This is a genomic window from Vibrio tapetis subsp. tapetis (genome assembly GCF_900233005.1).
Classification (GTDB): domain Bacteria; phylum Pseudomonadota; class Gammaproteobacteria; order Enterobacterales; family Vibrionaceae; genus Vibrio; species Vibrio tapetis.
The window spans coordinates 1,731,994-1,755,619 of record NZ_LT960611.1; the positions used below are offsets into that span (position 1 = coordinate 1,731,994).

The following is a 23,626-nucleotide window of genomic DNA, read 5'->3' on the forward strand; positions in this document are numbered from 1 at the left end:
ATTGACTAGCGGTCAAATTTAAAACAAAAAAAAGCAGCCAATCGGCTGCTTCATTATTATCTATTTCAGTTATTTAGCTTTAAACGAAAGGTTTCGCTTACTTTTCATCCGCTTTTGCTTTTGGCTTTTTACGCTTGTCGGTAATTTCCCACTTACCGTCAATGTAAAGGCCAGTCCAGCCTGATGGCTTACCATCAATCTCCGAACGAACGTAATTCTCTTTCGATTTACGACTAAAACGAACCACCGTAGGACGGCCATCTGGATCGGCAACCGGTGCGGTCGTTAGGTATTTAAATTTATCGGTAATACGTTCTTTGTATTCCACCAATTCTTTAACCAACGGCGCACGCGTTTCACGAGACTTAGGAAAGTTACTTGCGGCCATGAACAAGCCAGAAGCACCATCACGTAAAACAAAATAAGCATCTGAGTTTTCACACGGCAATTCTGGGAAATGCACTGGGTCTTCTTTTGGTGGCGCGACATCGCCATTTCTTAGAATCTTACGTGTGTTTTTACAGTCTTCGCTGGTGCAATCCATGTACTTACCGAAACGGCCGTTTTTCAGCACCATGTCGCTACCACATTTATCACATTCAACTAAAGGACCGTCATAGCCTTTGACTTTAAACTCGCCAAATTCAACCACGTAACCTTCACAGTTCGGGTTATTACCACAAACGTGCATTTTACGCGTTTCGTCGATTAGGTATGCGTCCATTGCCGTTTCGCATATAGGGCAACGTTTCTTAGCACGAAGTGCGGCGGTTTCAACGTCTTCTTCAAGTACGTTGATGATGCCTTCTTCGTCGCCTAAGTTAATCGTCGTCTTACAACGCTCTTTTGGTGGTAAAGCGTACCCTGAACAACCCAGGAAAACACCGGTTGAAGCAGTACGAATCCCCATAGGTCGAGAACAGGTAGGACATGCGATATCAGTCTCGACGATGTTATTAGGCTTCATTCCGCCCACATCTTCGTCAAGTTCCGCTTTTTCCAAATCACCCGTAAAGTCAACAAAGAACTGATCTAATACGCCAGTCCAGCTTGTTTCGCCTTCGGCTATCTGATCAAGTTTTGCTTCCATACGAGCGGTAAAATCGTAGTTCATCAGGTCATTGAAGCTATCGTCTAATCGATCGCTTACAATTTCGCCCATTTTCTCAGCATAGAATCGACGCTGCTCTACCTTCACATAACCACGATCTTGGATCGTAGAAATGATTGAAGCGTAAGTTGAAGGGCGACCAATACCACGCTTCTCTAATTCTTTAACCAATGCGGCTTCTGTAAAGCGCGCTGGTGGCTTAGTAAAGTGTTGTTTAGGGTCGAGTGCCACTAAATCTAATTTATCGCCAATTTGGACTGCAGGAAGGATTTGATCTTCATTTTTGCCCATAGGACGTTGAACACGAGTCCAACCATCAAATTTAAGAATACGGCCTTTCGCTTTCAGTGTGAATTCCGCAGCACGAACACTCAATGTTGTTGAGTCGTATTTTGCTGGCGTCATCTGACACGCGACAAACTGGTTCCAGATTAACTGATACAGTTTATGTGCATCGGCTTCCATACCTTTCAAATCTTCAGTTTTTACATCAACACTTGAAGGACGAATCGCTTCGTGCGCCTCTTGAGCACCTTCTTTGCTGCCGTAAACTTTTGCTTTTTCAGGCAGGTATTGATTGCCATACTCGCTCGCAATGTATTCACGCAGTGTTTCTACTGCTTCAGAGCTCAAGTTGGTTGAATCTGTACGCATGTAAGTGATGTAACCACCTTCATACAAACGCTGCGCAAGCATCATTGTTTTCTTTACGCCGTAACCAAGACGCGTACTCGCCGCCTGTTGCAACGTTGAAGTGATGTAAGGCGCTGATGGCTTGCTGCTCGTTGGGCGATCTTCTCGTTTGCAAACTTCGTAGCTTGCTTTTTCTAACGTAGTCACCGCTGAGCTTGCTTGTGCTTCATTGACTGGCTTAAATGCGACGCCGTCTTTTTGAGCCACTTGCAAACGGAAATCGGTTTGATCGGCCGTTTTTGTGTCAGCGTGAACATCCCAGAACTCTTCTGGAATGAACGCATTGATTTCACGCTCACGCTCAACCAACAGCTTAACAGCAACCGATTGAACACGACCGGCAGATAAACCACGCGCCACTTTTTTCCAAAGCAGTGGGGAGACCATAAAGCCAACAACACGGTCCATAAAGCGACGTGCTTGCTGGGCGTTTACGCCATCAATGTTTAACTCACCCGGAGTTTCAAACGCTTGTTGAATTGCGTTTTTAGTGATCTCATTAAAAACCACACGCTTGTAACGTTGTTCATCGCCACCGATGATCTCACGAAGGTGCCACGCAATAGCTTCTCCTTCGCGGTCCAAATCGGTTGCGAGATATACATGGTCAGCGTCTTTTGCTAATTTCTGTAATTCCGCGACAACTTTTTCTTTGCCCGGTAAAATCTGATAATTCGCTTCCCAATCATTGTATGGATTGATACCCATTTTCTTAATCAGCGATTTACGATCTTTTTCTTTCTTGATACGAGCTTTCTCTTCAGGGCTCATACCTTTGGTAGAGATAGCCGCAGCTTTCGCGCCACTGCTCTGTCCGGCGGTTGGTAAATCACGTACGTGACCTACACTCGACTTAACAATGTAATCTTTACCAAGATACTTGTTAATCGTTTTTGCCTTGGCTGGTGACTCCACTATTACGAGAGATTTACCCATACTGACTCAAACGTCCTCAATTCGGTTGCACTAAACGCATACTATTCTGGTTCATTGCTTCTTTTTTTACTATTGTGCGAGTTTATAAGAAGGTCAACCTGTTTTTTTTAATTCAACGCCAAATGGTCGACATATCGTCAATTATCAACCAATGTCTGTCCTATAATTGGCCGACATACTAATCATGAGCTCACAGTTACACTAACTTTGTTTAATATTTTTCTGCAATGGCTCACAAAATACCGATTACGACTTCACTTGAATTTATTATCATAAGCCCTACACTAGCCGCAAAATAATGTGAGGTATTTATCAATGAGCAAGAAAAAAATTAGTGAATTCGATTTACTTTTAATCGCCAATCAAATGATTCAAGAACATGCTGATTACCTCGAAGGCATGCGCGCAACGTCAGTAGAAGAAAAAGAAGACGTTTTGGTCTTTAAGGGTGAGTACTTTTTAACCGAGCAAGGCCTGCCAACAGAAAAAACCACCTCTGTATTCAACATGTTTAAATATCTAGCGCATCAATTATCTAAAGAGTTCAGCGTTGACAAATAGTCAACAAAAAAGCCTTAGCATTAAACTAAGGCTTTCTGTTTAACCCGATCGTTATTTGCTCAATCCGGCCAATTTTTCGAAGTAGTCTGGGAACGTTTTCGACGTACATTTCGGGTCGTTAATGGTTACTGGTGTATCGCTTAAGGCCACTAACGAGAAACACATAGCAATTCGATGATCATCATAAGTGTCAATCGCTGCATGTGTTAACGATTGAGGTGGCGTAATCGTGATGTAGTCTTCACCTTCCTCAACCTCAGCGCCCACCTTACGAAGCTCTGTAGCCATAGCAAATAAACGATCTGTTTCTTTGACTCGCCAATTGTAAACGTTTCGAATTGCCGTTGTACCTTCAGCAAATAGTGCCGCCGTAGCAATCGTCATCGCGGCATCTGGAATGTGGTTAAAGTCCAAATCAACCGCTTTTAAGTCGCCTTTTCTGGCGGTAACGTAATCGTCGCCCCACTCAATTTCTGCACCCATTTTTTCCAGGGCGTAAGCAAACTGAATATCACCTTGAATGCTGTTTTTACCAATGCCAGTGACTTTAATTTCTCCGCCTTTAATCGCAGCAGCAGCCAAGAAATAAGAGGCAGAAGACGCATCACCTTCGACTAAAAAATCACCTGGGGCTATATAACTTTGCCCTGTCGGAATAACGAACGACTGGTAATTGTTATTGATCACCTCGACACCAAATTGCTTCATGATGTGTAAAGTAATATCAATATATGGTTTGGATACTAAATCGCCTTCGATGTTGATCGTTACTTCGCCATCGGCAAGTGGCGCTGACATTAAAAATGCCGTTAAGAACTGGCTAGAAATCGAACCATCAATTGACACTGTGCCAGCCTTTAAGCCAGTAGACTTAATTTTTAGTGGCGGGTAATTTTCAGTTTCAAGATATTCCACATCGGCGCCGGCCGTTTTCAGGGCATCAACGAGGTGGCCGATCGGGCGCTCCTTCATTCTAGGCTCACCAGTAAGAACGTATTCACCCTCTCCAAGGCACAATGCCGCCGCTAAAGGCCTCATCGCGGTACCCGCATTACCTAAAAACAACTCCGTCGCTTCTGCGGTGTTGAAAGCACGCCCTAACCCTTCAACTTCACAGACGGTTTTGTCTTCAGAGAGTTGATAAGTAACACCAAGTTTGGTGAGAGCATTGAGCATATGACGAATATCATCACTGTCTAGTAAGTTAGTAAGGCGAGTTTTACCCTTAGCCAGAGCCGCCAACAAAAGGGCTCTATTCGATACGCTTTTTGAACCGGGTAGATTGACTTCACCCGATACAACTTCAATAGGTTGTAAAGTAAAGCTTTCCATTTAGTGTATGTTCTTCCTGTGCTTGCACGCGTTAACCGCACGTGTGCATTTAAAATTCTTCGTACTTGCAGACTAGCGAAAAAGAATTGCCTTGGCTAGAGGCTGTCTTGCTTTGCTAGTACATTTTTTACTAAAGCCTATCTAGGGAGCGTAATCAGTAAGCGATATCGACTCTCACCCCATCGGCAAAGTATAAAATCCGTACCGAATCCCCTTTCACGAATAACATGTTGCTATCAACATCTTGAATAACGTCGACCAAATCTCCCTTATTCGTTTTAATCAGCACTTCGACCAATTTGTATTCAATACTATACTGTTGTTCGGCTCGATTGTGAGCGATACCCGCTCCGGCTACCGCGCCAACAACCGTTGCAACTTCCTTTCCTCGCCCGTCACCAAATTGATTCCCTACTAAGCCGCCAATCGTTGCGCCCAATAACGTGTCCCAACCAGAGGATTTTGATTCGATAATTTCAGTTTTAGAAATATACCTTACGGATTCTACTTTACCGTACACAACCTCGTTGACCTGTCTCGCCTGATTCCTGCTATATGTCGCTTGTGCAAAAAAAGGCACGAGTAACATCAATAAAACCCAATTTCTCATTATACTTACCTCTAAAAAGTGTCAAAATATAATCATGACTATATATCTACCAGAACTCAGCGTGAACACTGAGGACTTCCCTCCTTGCCACGAAGCATTAAACGAGCCAGATGGTTTACTGGCTATGGGTGGAGATCTTCATCCTAATCGAATACTGGCGGCCTATAATCAAGGTATATTTCCATGGTTTAGCGAAGGCGATCCTATTTTATGGTGGAGCCCACAGATACGCGCACTATTTGATCCTAAGACATTCAAACCGTCTAAAAGTCTCAAAAAGTTTTTCCGTAAATCCAATTATCGGGTCAGCATTAATCTTGTTACACACCAAATAATCGGTTTATGCGCCAGTACGAGACCAGCAGAAGAGACGTGGATCCTTCCGGAAATGCAGCAAGCTTACCAAGCACTTGCCGATTTGGGTCACTGCCATTCCATCGAGGTATGGCAAGACGATGAGATCATTGGCGGGCTATATGGCCTTCAAATTGGTCAAGTTTTCTGTGGCGAGTCAATGTTTAGCCTAAAGTCCAATGCCTCCAAAATTGCGCTTTGGCACCTATGTGAGCATTTGAATCGCAACGCCGGAATGTTGATCGACTGCCAAATGATGAACGAACACCTAGAATCGCTTGGCGCAATAGAGTCTATGAGAAGCGATTTCTTACAAGAACTTAGTGTCCTTCGCAGTAAAAATGTATTTGAGGAATGTTATCAGCCTCAATGGCTACCTAGCCCACTGTCAGAGGAGTTGACGTGAACGAGAAAGACAAAACGCTAATTCGAATAGGGTTAACTGAAAATCATCCGTGCAGCTACTTAAAGGATCAACAAGAGCGCGTGGCTGTCATTATGGATGAAAAGCTGCATACTAACGCAGGCTATGAACTGTTAATGGCGAATGGGTTTCGCCGCAGTGGTGCCACGATCTACAAACCGCAATGCGATGAATGCCAAGCCTGCCAATCTCTCCGTGTCAATATTGCTGGCTATAGTCCCTCTAAAAGTCACAAACGCTTGATCTCCAAAGCAGGAGATATTGAGTGGGAAATGAAAGATGAGATGGATGAAAATTGGTTTGAGCTGTATGAACGTTATATCAACCAGCGTCATAGTTCGGGATCTATGTTCCCTGCAAAACGAAAAGAGTTCTCTGAGTTTTCAAAAAACCAGTGGCTAAACACAAAATATCTACACGTTTACCAAGACCAAAAGTTGCTCGCTATTGCCGTCACAGACGTCATGTCAGACTGTTCCTCCGCTTTTTACACCTTTTTTGACCCTGATAGCGAGATTTCTTTAGGCACGCTATGTGTACTGCTGCAAATCGCACATTGTAAGCAGAGCGGGAAGCAATGGCTGTATTTAGGCTATCAAATCGACGATTGCGCGGCTATGAATTACAAAGTCCGCTTCCAACCTCATCAAAAGCTAGTAAATAAGCAGTGGCGGGGGTAGAATACGCCGCAACTTTACTTTTTATATTTTTAAGGGCACTATTCGTCCGTTAAAAAATAATGCCTAATTTCTAAAGAGGATTAAATGGCTAAAGAAGACGTAATCGAGATGCAAGGCACTGTCCTTGACACTCTACCGAACACTATGTTCCGTGTTGAGCTTGAAAATGGTCACGTAGTGACAGCTCACATTTCTGGAAAAATGCGTAAGAACTACATCCGAATTCTTACTGGTGACAAAGTTACTGTAGAGATGACTCCCTACGACCTGTCGAAAGGCCGTATCGTCTTCCGTGCTCGTTAATCTTTAATAGAGCACTTCGCTTTATATTGATATGAATTCCAAACGGAGCCTAGTGCTCCGTTTTTTATTATCTGCAGGTTTGTTGATGGATAAAAAAAACGCACTGTTTCCAGTACGTTTTTTGAGTCAGTCTATTCTAAATGACCCGACTAATGGATGGCTTCTTCTTCGTTTTCGTAATGAAAAACAAGCTCATTGTCTTTCAACGACACTCGAACCGAGCCACCTTTTACTAACGAACCAAATAAAAGTTCATTTGCTAGCGGTTTCTTCAAGCTCTCTTGGATAGCACGAGACATTGGACGTGCTCCCATGGCCTTGTCATAGCCTCTGTCTGCCAACCAATGGCGAGCATCTTGAGATACTTCCATCGACACACCACGAGCATCCAGCTGCGCTTGTAGCTCAACAATGAATTTATCAACAACTTGATGAATGACTGTTTCATCTAGGCTATTAAACCAAATCACGTTATCTAAGCGATTACGGAACTCTGGAGTGAATACTTTTTTAATTTCACCCATCGCATCGAAGCTGTGATCCTGCTGGATAAGACCAATGGATTTTTTCTCTGTTTCAGCAACACCAGCATTGGTCGTCATGACCAAGATAACATTGCGGAAATCCGCTTTACGCCCATTGTTATCCGTTAGCGTTCCGTTATCCATAACCTGAAGAAGCAGGTTAAAGATGTCTGGGTGTGCTTTTTCAATTTCATCAAGCAACACCACCGCGTGAGGATGTTTGATTACGGCATCTGTCAGCAAACCACCTTGGTCGTATCCCACATAACCAGGGGGAGCACCAATCAAACGGCTCACTGAATGTCTTTCACCATATTCAGACATATCAAAACGTAGCAGTTCAACCCCTAACAACTTAGAAAGCTGGACAGTCACTTCCGTTTTACCTACCCCTGTTGGGCCTGCAAACAAAAACGAACCAACCGGTTTATTGTCAGCGCCTAGTCCTGCTCGGCTCAGTTTGATCGCTTCAGATAGCACTTCAATGGCTGGATCTTGTCCGAATACTAGCATTTTCATTTTGCCTTCTAGTTTCTGCAAAATGTCTTTGTCGGTAGAAGAAACTGATTTCTCAGGAATACGCGCCATTTTCGCAACCATGTTTTCGATGTCTGAAACACCCACGGTTTTCTTTCGACGACTGGCTGGTGTTAACCGGCTACGAGCACCCGCTTCATCAATAACATCGATCGCCTTATCAGGAAGGTGACGCTCGTTAATATACTTAGCAGAAAGCTCAACAGCAGCACGTACTGCTTGCTTGGTATAACGAACATCGTGATGCTCTTCATACTTAGGCTTCAGCCCCATCAGGATCTTAGTTGTGTCGTCTAACGATGGCTCTACCACATCGATTTTTTGGAATCGACGAGACAGGGCGCGCTCTTTATCAAAAATGTTGCTGTATTCTTGATACGGCGTTGAACCGATACAACGTAATTTACCACTGCTGAGTAGCGGCTTGATCAGGTTTGCGGCATCGACTTGCCCACCAGAAGCTGCACCTGCACCGATGATGGTGTGGATTTCGTCAATAAACAGAATCGCATCATCTTCTTTTTCTAGTTGCTTCAAAATCGCTTTAAAACGTTTTTCAAAGTCACCACGGTACTTAGTACCGGCAAGCAACGAACCGATATCCAATGAATAGATAACGCTGTCTTTGATGACGTCCGGTACTAACCCTTCAACAATGCGCCACGCCAGACCTTCCGCAATGGCTGTTTTACCTACGCCAGCCTCACCGACTAACAATGGGTTGTTTTTTCGACGACGACATAAGACTTGAACAGTACGTTCTAATTCTTTATCGCGGCCGATCAGAGGATCAATGTTACCTTGACGCGCTAGGTTATTGAGGTTCACTGCAAAATTTTCTAAGCGATCTTCTGAGTTTGCCTCTTCTGCCGGGCTTTCTTCACCAAACATATTCGATGAAGAAGAAGCGTCTTCCCCACCTTGTGGTGATTTAGTAATACCGTGAGAAATAAAATTCACAATATCTAAACGACTGATATCGTTCTTTTTCAAAAGGTATGCAGCGTGAGATTCTTGTTCACTGAAAATTGCGACAAGGACATTGGCTCCGGTAACTTCACTGCGCCCTGAAGACTGGACATGAAAAACTGCGCGTTGAAGTACTCGTTGAAAGCTCAATGTGGGTTGAGTTTCTCGGGTCTCATCATTTTCGGGAATGAGAGGCGTGGTTTGATCGATGAACGCGTCGAGCTCTTGACGTAATACATCAAGGTCGGCCTGACAGGCTTTTAGTGCTTCCTGGGCTGCTTCGTTATCGAGTAAGGCGAGAAGAAGATGTTCAACCGTCATGAATTCGTGACGTTTGTCTCTCGCACGAGCAAAAGCACTGTTTAGGCTCGATTCTAGTTCTTTATTTAGCATAAGTACCTCCCAAAAGAACAACTTTCGTTGCTCACGCAGGCTCTATGCCTGCTCCATTGTACATAACAGCGGATGTTCGTTTTCATTAGAATACATAGTGACTTGCGCCACTTTGGTCTCAGCAACTTCGGCGGTAAATGTGCCGCATATTGCTTTCCCATCGTAATGTACTTTGAGCATCACTTGTGTTGCTTTTTCCAAATCCATAGAAAAGAAACGTTCAAGTATTTCGATTACAAAATCCATCGGTGTGTAGTCATCGTTATTCAAAATTACGTTATACATTGCCGGCGGACGGATTTCGGTTTTTTCTTTCTCCAATAAATCTGAGTCTGGAGTGACCCATTCATAATGTTTGCTCATGGTATCGTCGGTTGTTACGAAGATGCGAAAGTAAAATGCACTTCCAAAAAACACCTTCTATTTAAGACTAATGCAGCAATTGTATCCCTGCAAATAAAACATTGCTATTGGGTTAGCACAAAGAATTGCAAACCCATTGTAATGATAGAATTATCACTCCTTAGATTATGTGAACTCCTACAAGTCAACTATGCCGCTAGTTACAAAATTGTTAATCTCAAAAATGAAATCTTTGTCAAATTGTTAGATTTTATTCACAAAAACTATTGACTAGTGAAACTCATTGACTAAATTGTGTGCTGGTACGTTAAAAATTAGATCGTCTCAAATAGACGTTCATCACAATTATTGAGCGTACTATCAGTACAAATAGTAAGCGTCGACATAACAACATCAGTTAGTAACGAATGCATGAAGGATGTAAAGCATGGCTACAGGTACAGTAAAATGGTTCAATAATGCCAAAGGATTTGGGTTTATTTGTCCAGAAGGAGAAGACGGCGACATTTTTGCTCACTACTCCACAATCAAGATGGATGGGTATCGCACGCTAAAAGCAGGCCAACCCGTCGCCTATGAAGTAGAAAAGGGGCCAAAAGGTTCTCATGCAAGTTCCGTCGTCCCAATCGAAGGCGAACCTGCAAAATAATAGGCTTTGTTAAGTCCAAAATTTGTATGAGCACTTGAAACCCGCATTTAGCGGGTTTCGTCGTTTTAGTCTTGATGAAAACCATTCACGACCTCTTTGACCTTACGTGCTCTCAACCATTGGCAACTTACATAAAAAAACCGCCTAACAAAGTAGGCGGTTTCGAGTATTGGTATTTTTAAGCAATTACGCTTGGTCAATCACATCGTTCAGCAAAGAGCTAGGACGCATCAACGCTGCGACTTTCGCATCATCTAGTGCGTAGTAACCGCCTAAGTCTCCAACAACGCCTTGTGCATCGTTAAGCTCGGCGACGATAGCTTGCTCATTGTCAGCCATTTGTTTCGCAATTGGCGCAAACTGTGCTGATAGTTCACCATCTTGTGCTTGATCGGCTAACGCTTGAGCCCAGTAAGTCGCCAAGTAGAAATGGCTACCACGGTTATCAAGTTCATTAACACGGCGTGATGGCGATTTATTCAAATCTAGGAACTGGCCAGTGGCTTTATCTAATGCATCAGCAAGAATTTGAGCGCGCTTATTACCAGATACCTGGCTCAGGTGCTCTAGGGAAGCCGCTAAGGCCAAGAACTCACCTAATGAATCCCAACGTAGGTGATTTTCTTTTTCAACCTGCTGAACGTGCTTAGGAGCTGAACCACCCGCTCCCGTTTCAAATAATCCACCACCATTCATCAGCGGGACAACTGAAAGCATTTTTGCAGACGTGCCGAGCTCTAGGATTGGGAATAAATCGGTTAGGTAGTCACGCAGAACGTTACCGGTTACTGAGATGGTGTCTAGACCGTCTTTGATACGGACAAGTGAGAACTCAGTCGCGGCTAGCGGTGCCAAGATTTGTATATCTAGGCCATCAGTATCATGGTTTGGCAAGTAAGCATTTACTTTCTTAATAAGCTCTGCATCGTGTGCGCGATTTGCGTCTAGCCAGAAAATAGCAGGAACGCCTGTCGCACGTGCACGTGTTACCGCTAGCTTAACCCAATCTTGAATTGGCGCGTCTTTTACCTGACACATACGGAAGATGTCGCCTTCTTCAACATCTTGCGTGAGCAATACGTTTTCAGAAGCATCGACTACTCGAATCACACCCGCCTCTTCCAAAATGAAAGTCTTATCGTGTGAACCATACTCTTCTGCTTTTTGAGCCATCAGGCCAACATTTGGCACGCTGCCCATTGTTGTTGGATCAAATGCACCATTCTTTTTACAGAAGTCGATAACGGCTTGATACACACTTGCGTAGCAACGATCTGGGATCAGAGCTTTAGTATCTTTCAGCTTGCCATCTGGCCCCCACATCTGACCAGACGAGCGCAGCATTGCAGGCATTGATGCATCAACAATAACGTCACTTGGTACGTGTAAGTTCGTAATACCGCGATCAGAGTCGACCATCGCCAACGGTGGCTGAGTTTGGTAAACCGCTTCAAGTGCTGCCTTAATTTCATCTTGTTGTGCTTCAGGTAGTGTGGTGATTTTTGCGTACACATCACCAATACCGTTATTAACATCAACACCGATCTTATCAAAAACATCACCGTATTTTGCGAATACGTCTTTGTAGTACACCTTAACCGCATGACCAAAGATCACAGGATCAGAGACTTTCATCATGGTGGCTTTTAAGTGTAGCGACAGCAATACATCTTGTTGTTTTGCTTCTTCGATTTGTGCTTCAAAGAAAGAAACCAATGCCGATTTGTTAAGAACCGAAGCATCGATGATTTCTTTATCTTGTAGTGCCAGATCCGCTTTTAGTACACTCACGTCACCGTTGCTAGCGACGAACTCAATACGAGCGTTCGTTGCGCCATCAATCGTGACAGACTTTTCGCTACCAAAGAAGTCTTTGTCGTCCATGCTTGCTACATGAGACAGAGACTCTGAACGCCATGCACCCATTGAATGTGGGTTTTTCTTCGCATAGTTTTTAACAGAAGGTGGCGCTCGGCGATCTGAGTTACCTTCTCGTAACACCGGGTTTACTGCACTGCCTTTGATTTTATCGTACGTTGACTTAACAGAGCGTTCTTCGTCTGTCGTTGCTTCTTCTGGGTAATTAGGAAGTGCGTAGCCTTTTGCTTGAAGCTCTTTAATTGCTGCTTGCAACTGTGGAATAGAAGCTGAGATATTTGGTAACTTAATGATGTTGGCTTCTGGGGTTTTCGCAAGTTCACCCAATTCAGCCAAAGCATCATTAATACGCTGCTCGGCCGTTAAATAATCAGGGAAGTTCGCAATAATACGCCCTGCTAATGAAATGTCGCGAGTTTCTACATTGATTTCTGAAGAAGCAGTGAAAGCACGAATAATAGGAAGCAACGAATACGTTGCGAGTGCTGGAGCTTCATCAGTAATGGTGTAGATAATTGTCGGCTTGTTTGTTGACATGAAATTTCCCTATAAATTCTAACAGCAGCTACTGGATGAGGAATAGACTGCATAATTATATCGCTAGCCAGTACGAAACCGCTCTAACAAAAGAGTGATCGTGGTTTACCCATCCTCTATTACTGACTACGATTTTTGCAAACACCTAACTGTTTATCATACTATTTAAAAGGTGTCGCGCTTTTGTAACTCACTTATAATTAAACAATTGCGTCTAATTCGCTTATTTACAGTGATCAAGATTCCATATTTTCGGCGGCCAAATGATAGCGTAGCCTGAAAGGAAATTAAACTTTGACGCACAGATTATTTACATTTTTGCAAGGTAGTTAACATGTCATTCCGTTCTCGCGGCGCAAACCCGAAATCTGCACACCGCTCTGGCAAGCCAGGTTTTAAACAAGGTCCTGGTCATTCATCGACCCACAGAAAGAAACCAAGAACAGAGTCAAAACCCAGAATCAACGCAGCGGATCGAAAAGTGCTCATCTTTAACAAACCTTATGATACCTTGAGCCAGTTCACCGACGGTGACGGTCGCAAAACGTTAGCAGATTATATTGATGTCAAAGATGTGTACGCCGCAGGTCGCCTTGATCGTGACAGCGAAGGTCTGTTGATATTAACAAATGACGGGATATTACAAGCCAAGCTCACCCAACCTAGCTCAAAATCCCCCAAAACTTATTGGGTACAAGTTGAAGGCGCACCTACCGACGAAGATCTAGAAAAACTGCGTAAAGGTGTTGAACTAAAAGATGGCATGACACTGCCAGCAAAAGTGGAAGTATTAGATGAACCGACACTTTGGGACCGCTCCCCTCCTGTTCGCTTTCGCGCCGCAATCCCCACTACCTGGCTTGCAATTACCATCATTGAAGGTCGCAATCGTCAAGTAAGGCGAATGACCGCTAATATCGGCTTCCCTACTCTGAGATTAATTAGGCATTCAATGGGCCAATGGCAATTAGACGATTTACAACCAGGTGAATACAAGGAAGTAGACGTTAAACTCTAACCAGACACTAAGCCCAGAAAAATGGTTAGACTTTGTTCAAATGAGAGCTAAAACCCAGAGAATAAACTGTGATTTAGCTCTCGGAACTGTCACCAACAAAATCTTTCTGATAGAATCTGCAGCCAAGTAATTTTTGTGGTAGAGAACCATGTCAGATAACAGCCAAAAGAAAGTAATTGTCGGAATGTCCGGCGGTGTTGACTCCTCTGTTTCCGCTTACCTGCTTTTGCAACAAGGCTATCAAGTTGAAGGCCTGTTCATGAAGAACTGGGAAGAAGATGATAACGAAGAGTACTGCACAGCAGCAGAAGATTTAGCTGATGCTCAGGCTGTTTGTGACAAGCTCGGTATTCATCTCCACACGATCAACTTTGCCTCTGAATACTGGGACAACGTGTTCGAGTACTTTTTAGCGGAATACAAAGCCGGGCGTACACCTAACCCCGACATTCTTTGTAACAAAGAAATTAAGTTCAAGGCGTTCTTAGAGTTCGCTGACGAAGTGCTTGATGCTGACTACATCGCAATGGGTCACTACGTCCGTCGTACGTTCCCAACCGTTGAAGGCGAAAAGCCTCAAATGTTGCGTGGATTAGACAACAATAAAGACCAAAGCTACTTCTTATACACCCTAAGTTCAGACCAGGTCGCACGTAGCTTATTCCCTGTGGGCGACCTAGAAAAACCAGAAGTTCGTCGTATCGCTGAAGAACAAGACTTAATCACGGCGAAGAAAAAGGACTCAACCGGTATTTGCTTTATTGGTGAGCGTAAATTCACCGACTTCCTTTCTCGTTACTTGCCTGCTCAACCGGGCAAAATTGAAACTCCCGAAGGTAAAGTTATCGGCGAACACCAAGGTTTGATGTACCATACGCTCGGTCAACGCAAAGGTTTGCACATTGGCGGCCAAAAAGGCGGCGGTGGCAACGAAGACCCATGGTACGTTGCTGAAAAAGATCTTAAGCGTAACGTATTAATTGCTGTTCAGGGTGGCGAACACCCATTGCTTAAATCTCAAGGGCTTTTTGCATCTCAACTGCATTGGGTCGACCGCACGGCAATAAAAGCACCACTTAGCTGCACGGTAAAAACCAGATATCGCCAAGATGACATTCCTTGCACCATCATTCCTGTAGATGATGAGAACATCAAAGTCATCTTTGATGAACCGCAAGTTGCTGTTACTCCAGGGCAATCTGCTGTATTTTATAGCGGCGAAGTTTGCCTTGGTGGCGGGATCATCGAAGCACGCATTTAACGTTTGAACATCAGTATCAATGCACTGCAAACGCAGTGCATTGAATAAAAAGTAAATTTAAGGAGTAGTTACGTGGCTAATACACTTTATGACCGCACCATCGCATTTGCCGGTATGTGCCAAGCTGTTGCACTTGTACAAGAAGTTGCAAAGAACGGTCATTGTGATTCAGACGCGTTTAAAGCCTCTGTTAACGCTATTCTAAGTACCAATCCTTCTAACACTCTTGATGTATTTGGCACTGAAGCTGACCTAAAAATAGGGCTAGAATGCCTTATTGAAGGCATCGACAGTACCCCTGCAGGAAGTGAAGTCACACGTTACCTTATTAGCCTAATGGCACTCGAGCGCAAGCTTGATACGCGCCGTGACGCTATGTCTCAATTGGGTGACCGCATTCAAATGGCACAACGCCAAACTGAACATTTTGATTTGTTCGACGAAAACATGATCAGTAATCTTGCGAGCATCTACCTTGATGTTATCAGCCCTGTTGGCCCACGAATCCAAGTTACTGGCACCCCTACCGTATTACAGCAAACCTCCAATCAACACAAAGTTCGTGCTCTGCTGCTTTCTGGCATTCGTAGCGCAGTACTTTGGCGCCAAACTGGTGGTAAGCGACGTCACTTAATATTTGGCCGCAAGAAAATGATCGAGCAAGCCCAAATATTATTAGCAAGAATTTAACCCCCATTTAATCAATTCAGGAGAACACCATGGAACTGTCAGCACTGACGGCTGTTTCACCAGTAGATGGCCGCTACGGAAGTAAAACGATTGCGTTACGCAGTATCTTTAGTGAGTATGGCCTCCTTAAGTACCGTACTATCGTTGAAGTCCGTTGGCTACAGAAGCTTGCAGCGACAAATGCCATTGCAGAAGTGCCTGCTTTTAGCGCCGAAGCAAATAAATTCCTAGACGAACTGGCTGCTAACTTTAGCGAAGAAGATGCTGCACGTATCAAAGAGATCGAGCGCACAACTAACCATGACGTTAAAGCGGTTGAATACTTCCTAAAAGAAAAAGTAGCGGGTGTTCCTGAGCTGCACGCTGTGAATGAGTTCATTCACTTTGCATGTACTTCAGAAGACATCAACAACACATCACACGCTCTTATGCTTAAAGAAGCGCGTGAGACGATTATTCTTCCTGAGATCCGCAACATCATTAACGCTCTACGCGCGCTAGCAGAAGAATACCGTGATATTCCTCTTCTTTCTCGTACCCACGGTCAACCAGCTTCTCCCTCTACGATGGGTAAAGAAATGGCGAACGTTGCGTACCGTATGGAACGTCAATACAAGCAAATCGAAAACGTTGAGATCCTAGCGAAAGTAAACGGCGCAGTGGGTAACTACAACGCTCACCTTTCTGCTTACCCAGAACTTGACTGGCACAACTTTGCTGAAGAGTTCATCACACAATCTCTTGGTGTGACTTGGAACCCTTACACAACGCAAATCGAACCTCACGATTACATCGCTGAGCTTTTTGATGCTGTTGCTCGTTTCAACACTATTCTAATCGACTTTGATCGTGACGTTTGGGGTTACATTGCATTGGGCCACTTTAAGCAAAAAACCATTGCTGGCGAAATCGGTTCTTCAACCATGCCGCATAAAGTGAACCCAATCGACTTTGAAAACTCAGAAGGTAACCTTGGTCTTGCCAATGCTGTGTTCTCACACCTTGCGCAAAAACTGCCTGTTTCTCGCTGGCAGCGCGACCTGACTGACTCAACGGTTCTTCGTAACCTAGGTGTTGGTGTTGGCTACGCAGTGATTGCTTACACTTCTACCCTGAAAGGTATTAGCAAACTAGAAGTAAACCGTGAAGCGCTACTAGCAGAACTAGACAAAAACTGGGAAGTCTTGGCAGAGCCAGTACAAACAGTCATGCGTCGTTACGGTATCGAGAAACCATACGAGAAGCTAAAAGAGCTGACTCGTGGTAAGCGAATTGATGGCGAAGCTATGCGTAACTTCATCGACGGTCTTGAGCTTCCAGAAGCTGAAAAAGTACGTTTGAAAGAAATGACGCCAGCGAATTACATCGGCCAAGCAATTGAGCTAACTGATAAGCTGTAAGCGCAAGCTTAAAGAATAAGGGAAAACCCTTTTCTTAATCGAGTAATGAGAGCCACCGAAAGGTGGCTCTTTTTTTTATTGGTCGCCGAAATAAGCTGGTACAATGCGCGCATAATTCGCTATGAAGACTATTTATGTATCAGCTTTCCTTTTCTTTAGAACAATTCCTCTCTGAATTTTGGCAGAAAAAACCCACTATCATCAAAGCTGGTTTCGCCAACTTCGAAGACCCTATGAGTCCAGACGAACTCGCCGGCTTAACCATGGAAGAAGAAATTGACTCTCGTTTCGTTTCGAACTTAGAGGGTGAATGGCAAGCCGAACATGGTCCTTTTAAAGAAGAAAAATTCACAGAGCTTGGCGAGACTAACTGGTCTTTTATCGTTCAAGCCGCCAATCACTGGCACACTGAAGCCGCTCAGCTTGTAAAACCGTTTAGCGCACTGCCAAATTGGCTATTTGATGATCTGATGATCAGTTACTCTGTTGCTGGCGGCGGCGTTGGTCCTCATATCGACCAATACGATGTGTTTATCATTCAAGGACAAGGTAAAAGGCACTGGCGCGTTGGTGCGAAAGATGAAGGTCAATACGTAGAAACTTGCCGCCACTCTGTACTTCGTCAAATTGAAGGTTTTGACGCCATCATAGATGATGTTTTAGAACCAGGTGACATCTTATACATTCCACCAGGTTTCCCTCATGATGGTTATGCACTAGAAGCATCAATGAGTTATTCCGTAGGCTACCGTTCACCAAAGGAACAAGAGCTTATCAGTAACTTTGCCGATTTTGTTTTAGCTCATGATATTGGCGATGTGCACCTGCATAACCCAGAGCAACAGCCTCAACAAAACACCGGTTTGATCCAAACCAATGATTTAGACCACCTCAAAGGCATGTTGAACAAAGCCCTTGAAGACCAATCTTTTGTCGATAAATTTATGGGTTGCCTGCTCAGTCAATCTCGCCACCAGCTTGATGTGGTCGCGCCAGAAGATGAATGGACGAGTGAAGAAATTCAAAACCACCTTGAACACGGTGGCGTATTTGAACGTGTATCTGGACTAAGAGCCTACTACCACCAGCACGATTTAAACACCGCGTACATTAACGGTGAAGTCATACAAGTCACTAAGCCACAACAGCCATTGATTCATGCGCTGTGTGATAGCCAACAGCTTGCCAATGAAAGCATCCTGTCTTGTGAAGACATAACGAGTGTTATCACTATATTGACCGAGCTTGTGAACAAAGGCTACTGGTTCAGCGAATAATAAAAAGGCCTCGTCTAAATGACGGGGCCTGTTTATTCTGTTTTTGGGGGCTCAGCGATAGCTATTGGCTATTCGTCGCTATTGGCTATTCGTTACTATTAACTGTTCGTCGCTCGGGCAACAAACGCACGTGTCCTTTCATGTTGAGGCTGACCAAAAATTTGCTCTGGTGGCCCCTGCTCCACGATAACACCACCTTCCATAAATATGACTTTATCTGCCACTTCTCGGGCAAACTGCATTTCATGAGTCACAACTATCATGGTTTGTTTTTGCTTAGCGAGTTGCTTCATTACCGTCAGCACTTCATCAACCCATTCCGGGTCGAGCGCGGAAGTTGGCTCATCGAATAGAATAACATCGCCTTTACAAGCCATTGCGCGAGCAATACCGACTCGTTGTTGTTGACCACCAGAAAGCTGTGCAGGATATTTATGTTGATGCTCCTTCATCCCTACGCTTTCTAGCAGTTTATCTGCGGTACTTAACGCAGTAGCCTTAGGCTCTTTCCAAACGGTAATCAGCGACTCAGCAACATTTTCCAATGCCGTTTTATTGGCAAACAACGCGTAGTTTTGAAATACAAAGCTGCTTTGAGACCTGAGTTGGTGAATGAGTTTAGAATTAACCGACTGCGCATCAACCGTGACATTACCAATAGAAATATGACCGGTAGTCGGCGCTTCAAGGTAATTTAAACAACGTAATAATGTGGATTTCCCGGTACCTGACGGCCCAATAATCACCACGATTTCGCCCTTTTCTACTTCAAGGTCAATCTGCTTGAGCACCTCGTGATCACCAAATTTTTTACTCAACTGGCTTACTCGTATCATCGGACAAACGCCTTATTCAAATGTTTCTCCAGGGCAGTCTGGATGCGAGTAAAGAACACGACAACAATCCAGTAAATCAGAGCAACGGCCATAAACGCTTCAAAAAACTTAAAGCTTGAGGATGCTTCCATTTGCGCTTTTGCCATGATTTCAGCCACGCCTAAAGTAAATGCCAAAGAAGTACTTTTAATCATGTCGATAAAGTAATTCATAAGAGATGGCGTTGCGACGCGAGCAGATTGTGGCAATATGACCCTTTTCATCGCTTGCAACTGAGTCATGCCAACACTTAGGCTCGCTTCCATTTGGCTTTTATCAATACCTAAAATAGCGGCACGAATACTCTCTGCCATATAAGCGGAAAAGTGCAGAGATAACCCAATCACCGCAGCAGAGAAAGCATCCATTCCTATAAATATCGGAAAGACTTGTGGTAGACCGTAATAAAGTAAAAACAGCTGAACCAGTAATGGCGTCCCTCGAAAAAACGAGATGTACACTACAACCAGTGCATTAAGTCCCTTTATCTTAAATACTCGCACCAGCGCCAAAACCATCGATATAGCCAGTGCAATAGCAAAGCCTATCAATGACATTTGCAGCGTTACTCCCAAATATTTTATCAATATAGGGAACAACGCCAGCATGTAATCAAAGTCAAAACCGTTCATTATTGAGTAATATCTGCATCAAACCATTTCTGAGAGATCTGAGATAAAGTACCGTCGGCTTTCATTTCAGTCAGTGCTTTATCCACTTTCGCTTTAATGGCCAGTTTCTCTGGTTTATTCAAGAAAGGCATCGCATTTTCAATCGTTTCAAACGGTTTACCAGCTAAAGCCAACGGCAAGCCTGATTTTTTGATCAGTTGAGTCGATGATACACGGTCCATAACAAACGCGTCAGTACGGCCTAATGCAACATCCTGCTCAAAACCACTGTCGTAAGTAATGATGTTAATTTCATTGTTTGTGTCGTGTTGACGCAATAATTGCTCAAAGTTACTGCCTAAGTTTACGGCAACTTTTTTACCTTTAAGGTCGTCAATGCCTTGAATGTCTTCACGGCCTTTACGTACCACAACTTGTGCGCCGTCTACCACGTAAGGTACCGAAAAAGCGTATTTAGCTTTACGTGCATCCGTAATAGTAATTTGGTTGCTGATTGTATCAATGTGGCCTGCTTCTAACATACCAAACAAACCTGAAAAGCTTGATGTTACAAACTCAACTTTGTAATCAGCGCGCTGACCAATTTCGTTCCAAACGTCAATTTCGTAACCTTGTAATTCATCCAGTTTTACAAAGGTGAAAGGGAAATAGCGACCAGACATACCTACTTTTACTTCTTCCTGAGCAAGTGAAACACTAGAAGTAAAGGTAGTGGCAATAGCAAGAGAGGTAAGCAAAAGTTTTTTAAAGACAGACATTATTTGTACTCTTTTAATTAGTTGCCGCTCAATGTACCTGAATCATTGAACGGTAATAAATAACCAAAAGTACTATGTAATTCACCAAAATAATAAGAAGGCTCACTATATAAAACTAGTCACTTAGTTATTTTTAGGCTGATTATCCTAAAAAATAACAATGACTAGCCTATACCTCTTAACTATTGTTCAAAAATCACGCACACGTCTTCTCATTTTTCACACTGTTCTTTCTTGCTCGACGGACACCCCGAGCAACCACCACACTGACCGCGCTTTCTAAACCACTTACGGTACAAGTAGTACCCTGCTGCGCATACGACCATTATAACCAGTAACGCATCCATGAACGATGTCGATGCCTCATACATAGTGATGTCCTCCCATTACGTCGTCTGTGCGTGTATATTCGGATTTCGTTTTTGTTGGAACCAACCGTAAAACCCAACGGCTAATAACAAGAATAAACCTGCAAAATATATGGATGTCATGGCGGCAACCCCGGAGATCGCAAGAGCATTACCAACCGTATGTACTATCGTTGCTACCCCAAACCCTAAACAGGTCGGTAATACCATAGATAACACCATCCAACGATACTGACCCGTTTGTACTTTAATCATCATCACCGTTGCCAAACAAGGTGGATAAAGAGCAAAGAACAATATCAGGGCGACGGCCGCTAATTCACCTTGCTTAGCAAAATCTTCCGACTGACCGATTCGCGTTTCAAGCTTATCGTTACTGTCTTCGTCTGGTTGAAATAGCACACCCAAGGTTGCGACGCTGCTTTCTCTCGCTGCAAACGATGAAAACAGAGCAACGTTGATCTTCCAATCAAAACCGGCGTGTTTTGTGACGGGTTCAATAGACCGGCCAAAACTACCAAGTAGTGAATTTTCCAATTGGCGCTCTTTCATTTGCCGACGAATCTTTTTACGCTCAGAAGCCAGTTTACGTAAGGAGCGATTCGCCTTTCTTGCCGCTTTGTCTCCTTTGACCGGCACAACGATTGAGAAAAAGTCCGGGTTACGCTCGGCAAAGTCTTTATTCACCGCTTTCGATGCGCTAGCACCAGACGCATTCAATTTGGCTCTCTTAAAGTCGGTAAAATAGTTAACCAGTAAAGGCAAAGAGTCGTCATTGATTTGCTGATGATATGGCGTCGACTCGATTGCTTTGTAAAATTTTGTGACGGCTTGCTCGGCTCGTTGTTGATATTGATGCTGTTCAGCGCCTTCCATACCTGGAAATTGCAGCAAGACAAAAATGATGGTCGAGACCGCAACAACAATGGTGCCAACTTTCTTTACATACGTCCAAGTACGCTCAATAGCCCGTGTTAATACGCTTCTTAGTGTCGGTAAGTTATACCTTGGCAGTTCCATCACAAACGGAGCAGTTTCGCTGCCCTTAAGCACCGTTTTCGTCAGTAGCTTAGCCACCAACAGCGCAGCGATAATGGTGAACGTTGATATATAAAACATCATGAGCGCTTTGTCTTCTTCAAAGAAAGTGCTCAGTAATAAGGTGTATAGCGGAACTTTCGCTAAGCAATTCATGAACGGCACGGTCAAAATAGTCGCCATTCTTGCACGATTATCGGGGATGCCCTTGGTCGCCATGATCCCGGGGACTGCGCAGCCACCAGCAAACACGCCACTTAAAATCATAGGCAGAGTACTTTGGCCATGTAAGCCGAAACGGTGCAATACCTTGTCACAAATAAAGGCTATCCGAGCCATATAGCCTGAATCTTCCAATATCGCGATAAGGGCAAACAGGATCAAAAAGATGGGCACATAGTTTAATAATGTGTTCGCAGAATCAACAACCCATAGCCCTAAGGAGCGCGTATACGGGTCGTGTAAGAAACCGGCTGCTGGCAAAAAGCTGGCAATCCACTCTCGCGCCATGGCCAAGAATGGCCATGTATAGTTCGTCAACTCATAGCCCCACACAATTGAACACTGATAAATAGCAAAGACGGTGAGCAATAAGCAGATCGGGGCAAGCAGAGGATGAAGGACAACGTAATCAATTTTTTTACTCACGGACATGGTCGCTTGAACAGCATCATTCGTCGCAACACATTGGTCATATAATGCCAAAATGTACGCATGCCTCTTAGTAACGAAGTAGTCGTTGAGTTGTCCTTCGACCTTCTGCTGAGCTTTTAAAACGCTGCGACGGCAGACCTCACCCGCACCGAGACTCTCCAACCAGTTTGTAACTTCTTGATCTCCCTCGAGTACACGTAATGCTAACCATCTATGGTTGAACTGCTCTTCAATGTTGCACAAAGAAAGAGCCTGATGCAGCTCTTTGATTTCTTCTTTAATTTCAGGATACGTATCTTCTATGTCTGCAAGTTTGGCTGCGCCAAGTGCTTGAATGATTTCTTGTTTACCCAAGCCTTTTCGGCCAATACTCTCGACCACCGGTACCCCAAGGAGAGCGGATAACTTGGTGGAGTCTACTGTCACCCCTTCTTTCTGGGCAACATCCATCATATTCAAAACAACGACGCACGGCTTATTTAACTCAAATATCTGCAAAGATAGGTTAAGTGAACGAGTAAGGTTCGCCGCATCAACAACGTTCACTATCACATCAACATCATCTTCTCTCAAAGCTTGTCGCGCCACACGCTCTTCAAGTGAAAAACTGGACAAACTGTAGGTACCGGGCAAATCGGTTACCACGAAGCGATTTCCGACATCATTAAACGTCCCTGAAACCTTATCGACAGTAACACCTGGGTAATTAGCGACGTGTTGCCTGGCTCCTGTGAGCATATTAAACAACGTCGATTTACCGGCATTCTGCTGGCCAGCCAATAAGATATTCTTGCTTTGCAT

Annotated in this window: 21 protein-coding genes; 10 read left to right on the forward strand and 11 right to left on the reverse strand. The window is 44.0% G+C overall.

Features of this window, described 5'->3' with window-relative positions:
- Positions 1-97: 97 nt before the first annotated feature.
- Positions 98-2,740 carry a type I DNA topoisomerase gene (topA, locus tag VTAP4600_RS07680; RefSeq protein WP_102522258.1) on the reverse strand — a complete coding sequence of 881 codons (2,643 nt, stop codon included), beginning with the start codon at positions 2,738-2,740 and terminating at the stop codon, positions 98-100.
- 315 nt (positions 2,741-3,055) lie between these two features.
- On the opposite strand from topA, the gene VTAP4600_RS07685 reads away from it, so the two are divergent.
- Complete coding sequence (locus tag VTAP4600_RS07685; protein ID WP_102522259.1) at positions 3,056-3,301, forward strand: YciN family protein; 246 nt, start codon at positions 3,056-3,058, stop codon at positions 3,299-3,301.
- 51 nt (positions 3,302-3,352) lie between these two features.
- On the opposite strand, the gene aroA is transcribed toward VTAP4600_RS07685, so the two are convergent.
- Together aroA and VTAP4600_RS07695 are read right to left on the reverse strand one after the other, a co-directional pair.
- A complete protein-coding gene (aroA, locus tag VTAP4600_RS07690; protein WP_102522260.1) occupies positions 3,353-4,633 on the reverse strand; it encodes a 3-phosphoshikimate 1-carboxyvinyltransferase in 1,281 nt (426 codons plus the stop codon).
- Between the two features lie 154 nt (positions 4,634-4,787).
- Positions 4,788-5,243: an outer membrane lipoprotein gene (locus VTAP4600_RS07695; RefSeq protein WP_102522261.1), complete on the reverse strand. Its 456-nt coding sequence runs from the start codon at positions 5,241-5,243 to the stop codon at positions 4,788-4,790.
- A 34-nt stretch (positions 5,244-5,277) separates the two neighbouring features.
- Between VTAP4600_RS07695 and aat the strand changes: the two genes are divergently transcribed.
- The 3 genes from aat (at position 5,278) to infA (ending at position 7,004) form a co-directional block, all read left to right on the forward strand.
- Positions 5,278-6,003: a leucyl/phenylalanyl-tRNA--protein transferase gene (gene aat / locus VTAP4600_RS07700; RefSeq protein WP_102522262.1), complete on the forward strand. Its 726-nt coding sequence runs from the start codon at positions 5,278-5,280 to the stop codon at positions 6,001-6,003.
- Positions 6,000-6,701, forward strand: coding sequence for an arginyltransferase (locus tag VTAP4600_RS07705; protein ID WP_102522263.1), 702 nt, complete (start codon positions 6,000-6,002; stop codon positions 6,699-6,701). The genes aat and VTAP4600_RS07705 overlap by 4 nt, the downstream gene beginning before the upstream one ends.
- An 84-nt stretch (positions 6,702-6,785) precedes the next feature.
- Positions 6,786-7,004 (forward strand): translation initiation factor IF-1, encoded by a 219-nt coding sequence (infA, locus tag VTAP4600_RS07710; protein ID WP_001040192.1) that lies wholly within the window; start codon positions 6,786-6,788, stop codon positions 7,002-7,004.
- A 149-nt stretch (positions 7,005-7,153) separates the two neighbouring features.
- On the opposite strand, the gene clpA is transcribed toward infA, so the two are convergent.
- A complete protein-coding gene (gene clpA, locus VTAP4600_RS07715; protein ID WP_102522264.1) occupies positions 7,154-9,427 on the reverse strand; it encodes an ATP-dependent Clp protease ATP-binding subunit ClpA in 2,274 nt (757 codons plus the stop codon).
- A 42-nt stretch (positions 9,428-9,469) separates the two neighbouring features.
- Complete coding sequence (clpS, locus tag VTAP4600_RS07720; RefSeq protein WP_102522265.1) at positions 9,470-9,790, reverse strand: ATP-dependent Clp protease adapter ClpS; 321 nt, start codon at positions 9,788-9,790, stop codon at positions 9,470-9,472.
- 427 nt (positions 9,791-10,217) lie between these two features.
- On the opposite strand from clpS, the gene cspD reads away from it, so the two are divergent.
- Positions 10,218-10,439 carry a cold shock domain-containing protein CspD gene (gene cspD / locus VTAP4600_RS07730; RefSeq protein WP_102522267.1) on the forward strand — a complete coding sequence of 74 codons (222 nt, stop codon included), beginning with the start codon at positions 10,218-10,220 and terminating at the stop codon, positions 10,437-10,439.
- 186 nt (positions 10,440-10,625) lie between these two features.
- Here cspD and VTAP4600_RS07735 read toward each other — a convergent pair whose 3' ends face one another.
- The gene (locus tag VTAP4600_RS07735) at positions 10,626-12,854 is read right to left on the reverse strand and encodes an NADP-dependent isocitrate dehydrogenase (protein WP_102522268.1); all 2,229 of its coding nucleotides are present in this window, start codon (positions 12,852-12,854) and stop codon (positions 10,626-10,628) included.
- Between the two features lie 334 nt (positions 12,855-13,188).
- On the opposite strand from VTAP4600_RS07735, the gene VTAP4600_RS07740 reads away from it, so the two are divergent.
- The 5 genes from VTAP4600_RS07740 (at position 13,189) to VTAP4600_RS07760 (ending at position 18,500) form a co-directional block, all read left to right on the forward strand.
- Positions 13,189-13,872, forward strand: coding sequence for a pseudouridine synthase (locus tag VTAP4600_RS07740; protein WP_102522269.1), 684 nt, complete (start codon positions 13,189-13,191; stop codon positions 13,870-13,872).
- 148 nt (positions 13,873-14,020) lie between these two features.
- On the forward strand, positions 14,021-15,133 hold the full coding sequence (gene mnmA / locus VTAP4600_RS07745) for a tRNA 2-thiouridine(34) synthase MnmA (protein ID WP_102522270.1): 1,113 nt from the start codon (positions 14,021-14,023) through the stop codon (positions 15,131-15,133).
- Positions 15,134-15,205: 72 nt separating this feature from the next.
- Positions 15,206-15,823, forward strand: a complete 618-nt coding sequence (hflD, locus tag VTAP4600_RS07750) for a high frequency lysogenization protein HflD (RefSeq protein ID WP_102522271.1) — start codon at positions 15,206-15,208, stop codon at positions 15,821-15,823.
- Between the two features lie 29 nt (positions 15,824-15,852).
- Positions 15,853-17,223, forward strand: coding sequence for an adenylosuccinate lyase (gene purB / locus VTAP4600_RS07755; protein ID WP_102522272.1), 1,371 nt, complete (start codon positions 15,853-15,855; stop codon positions 17,221-17,223).
- A 134-nt stretch (positions 17,224-17,357) separates the two neighbouring features.
- On the forward strand, positions 17,358-18,500 hold the full coding sequence (locus VTAP4600_RS07760) for a ribosomal protein uL16 3-hydroxylase (protein WP_102522273.1): 1,143 nt from the start codon (positions 17,358-17,360) through the stop codon (positions 18,498-18,500).
- 98 nt (positions 18,501-18,598) lie between these two features.
- Here VTAP4600_RS07760 and VTAP4600_RS07765 read toward each other — a convergent pair whose 3' ends face one another.
- The 5 genes from VTAP4600_RS07765 to feoB form a co-directional block, all read right to left on the reverse strand.
- Positions 18,599-19,336 (reverse strand): amino acid ABC transporter ATP-binding protein, encoded by a 738-nt coding sequence (locus VTAP4600_RS07765; protein WP_102522274.1) that lies wholly within the window; start codon positions 19,334-19,336, stop codon positions 18,599-18,601.
- The gene (locus VTAP4600_RS07770) at positions 19,333-20,007 is read right to left on the reverse strand and encodes an amino acid ABC transporter permease (protein WP_102522275.1); all 675 of its coding nucleotides are present in this window, start codon (positions 20,005-20,007) and stop codon (positions 19,333-19,335) included. The genes VTAP4600_RS07765 and VTAP4600_RS07770 overlap by 4 nt, the downstream gene beginning before the upstream one ends.
- The gene (locus VTAP4600_RS07775) at positions 20,007-20,765 is read right to left on the reverse strand and encodes an amino acid ABC transporter substrate-binding protein (RefSeq protein ID WP_102522276.1); all 759 of its coding nucleotides are present in this window, start codon (positions 20,763-20,765) and stop codon (positions 20,007-20,009) included. The genes VTAP4600_RS07770 and VTAP4600_RS07775 overlap by 1 nt, the downstream gene beginning before the upstream one ends.
- Positions 20,766-20,977: 212 nt before the next feature.
- A complete protein-coding gene (locus VTAP4600_RS07780) occupies positions 20,978-21,136 on the reverse strand; it encodes a FeoB-associated Cys-rich membrane protein (protein ID WP_197708662.1) in 159 nt (52 codons plus the stop codon).
- A gap of 15 nt (positions 21,137-21,151) precedes the next feature.
- Positions 21,152-23,626 (reverse strand): ferrous iron transport protein B, encoded by a 2,475-nt coding sequence (gene feoB / locus VTAP4600_RS07785; RefSeq protein WP_102522277.1) that lies wholly within the window; start codon positions 23,624-23,626, stop codon positions 21,152-21,154.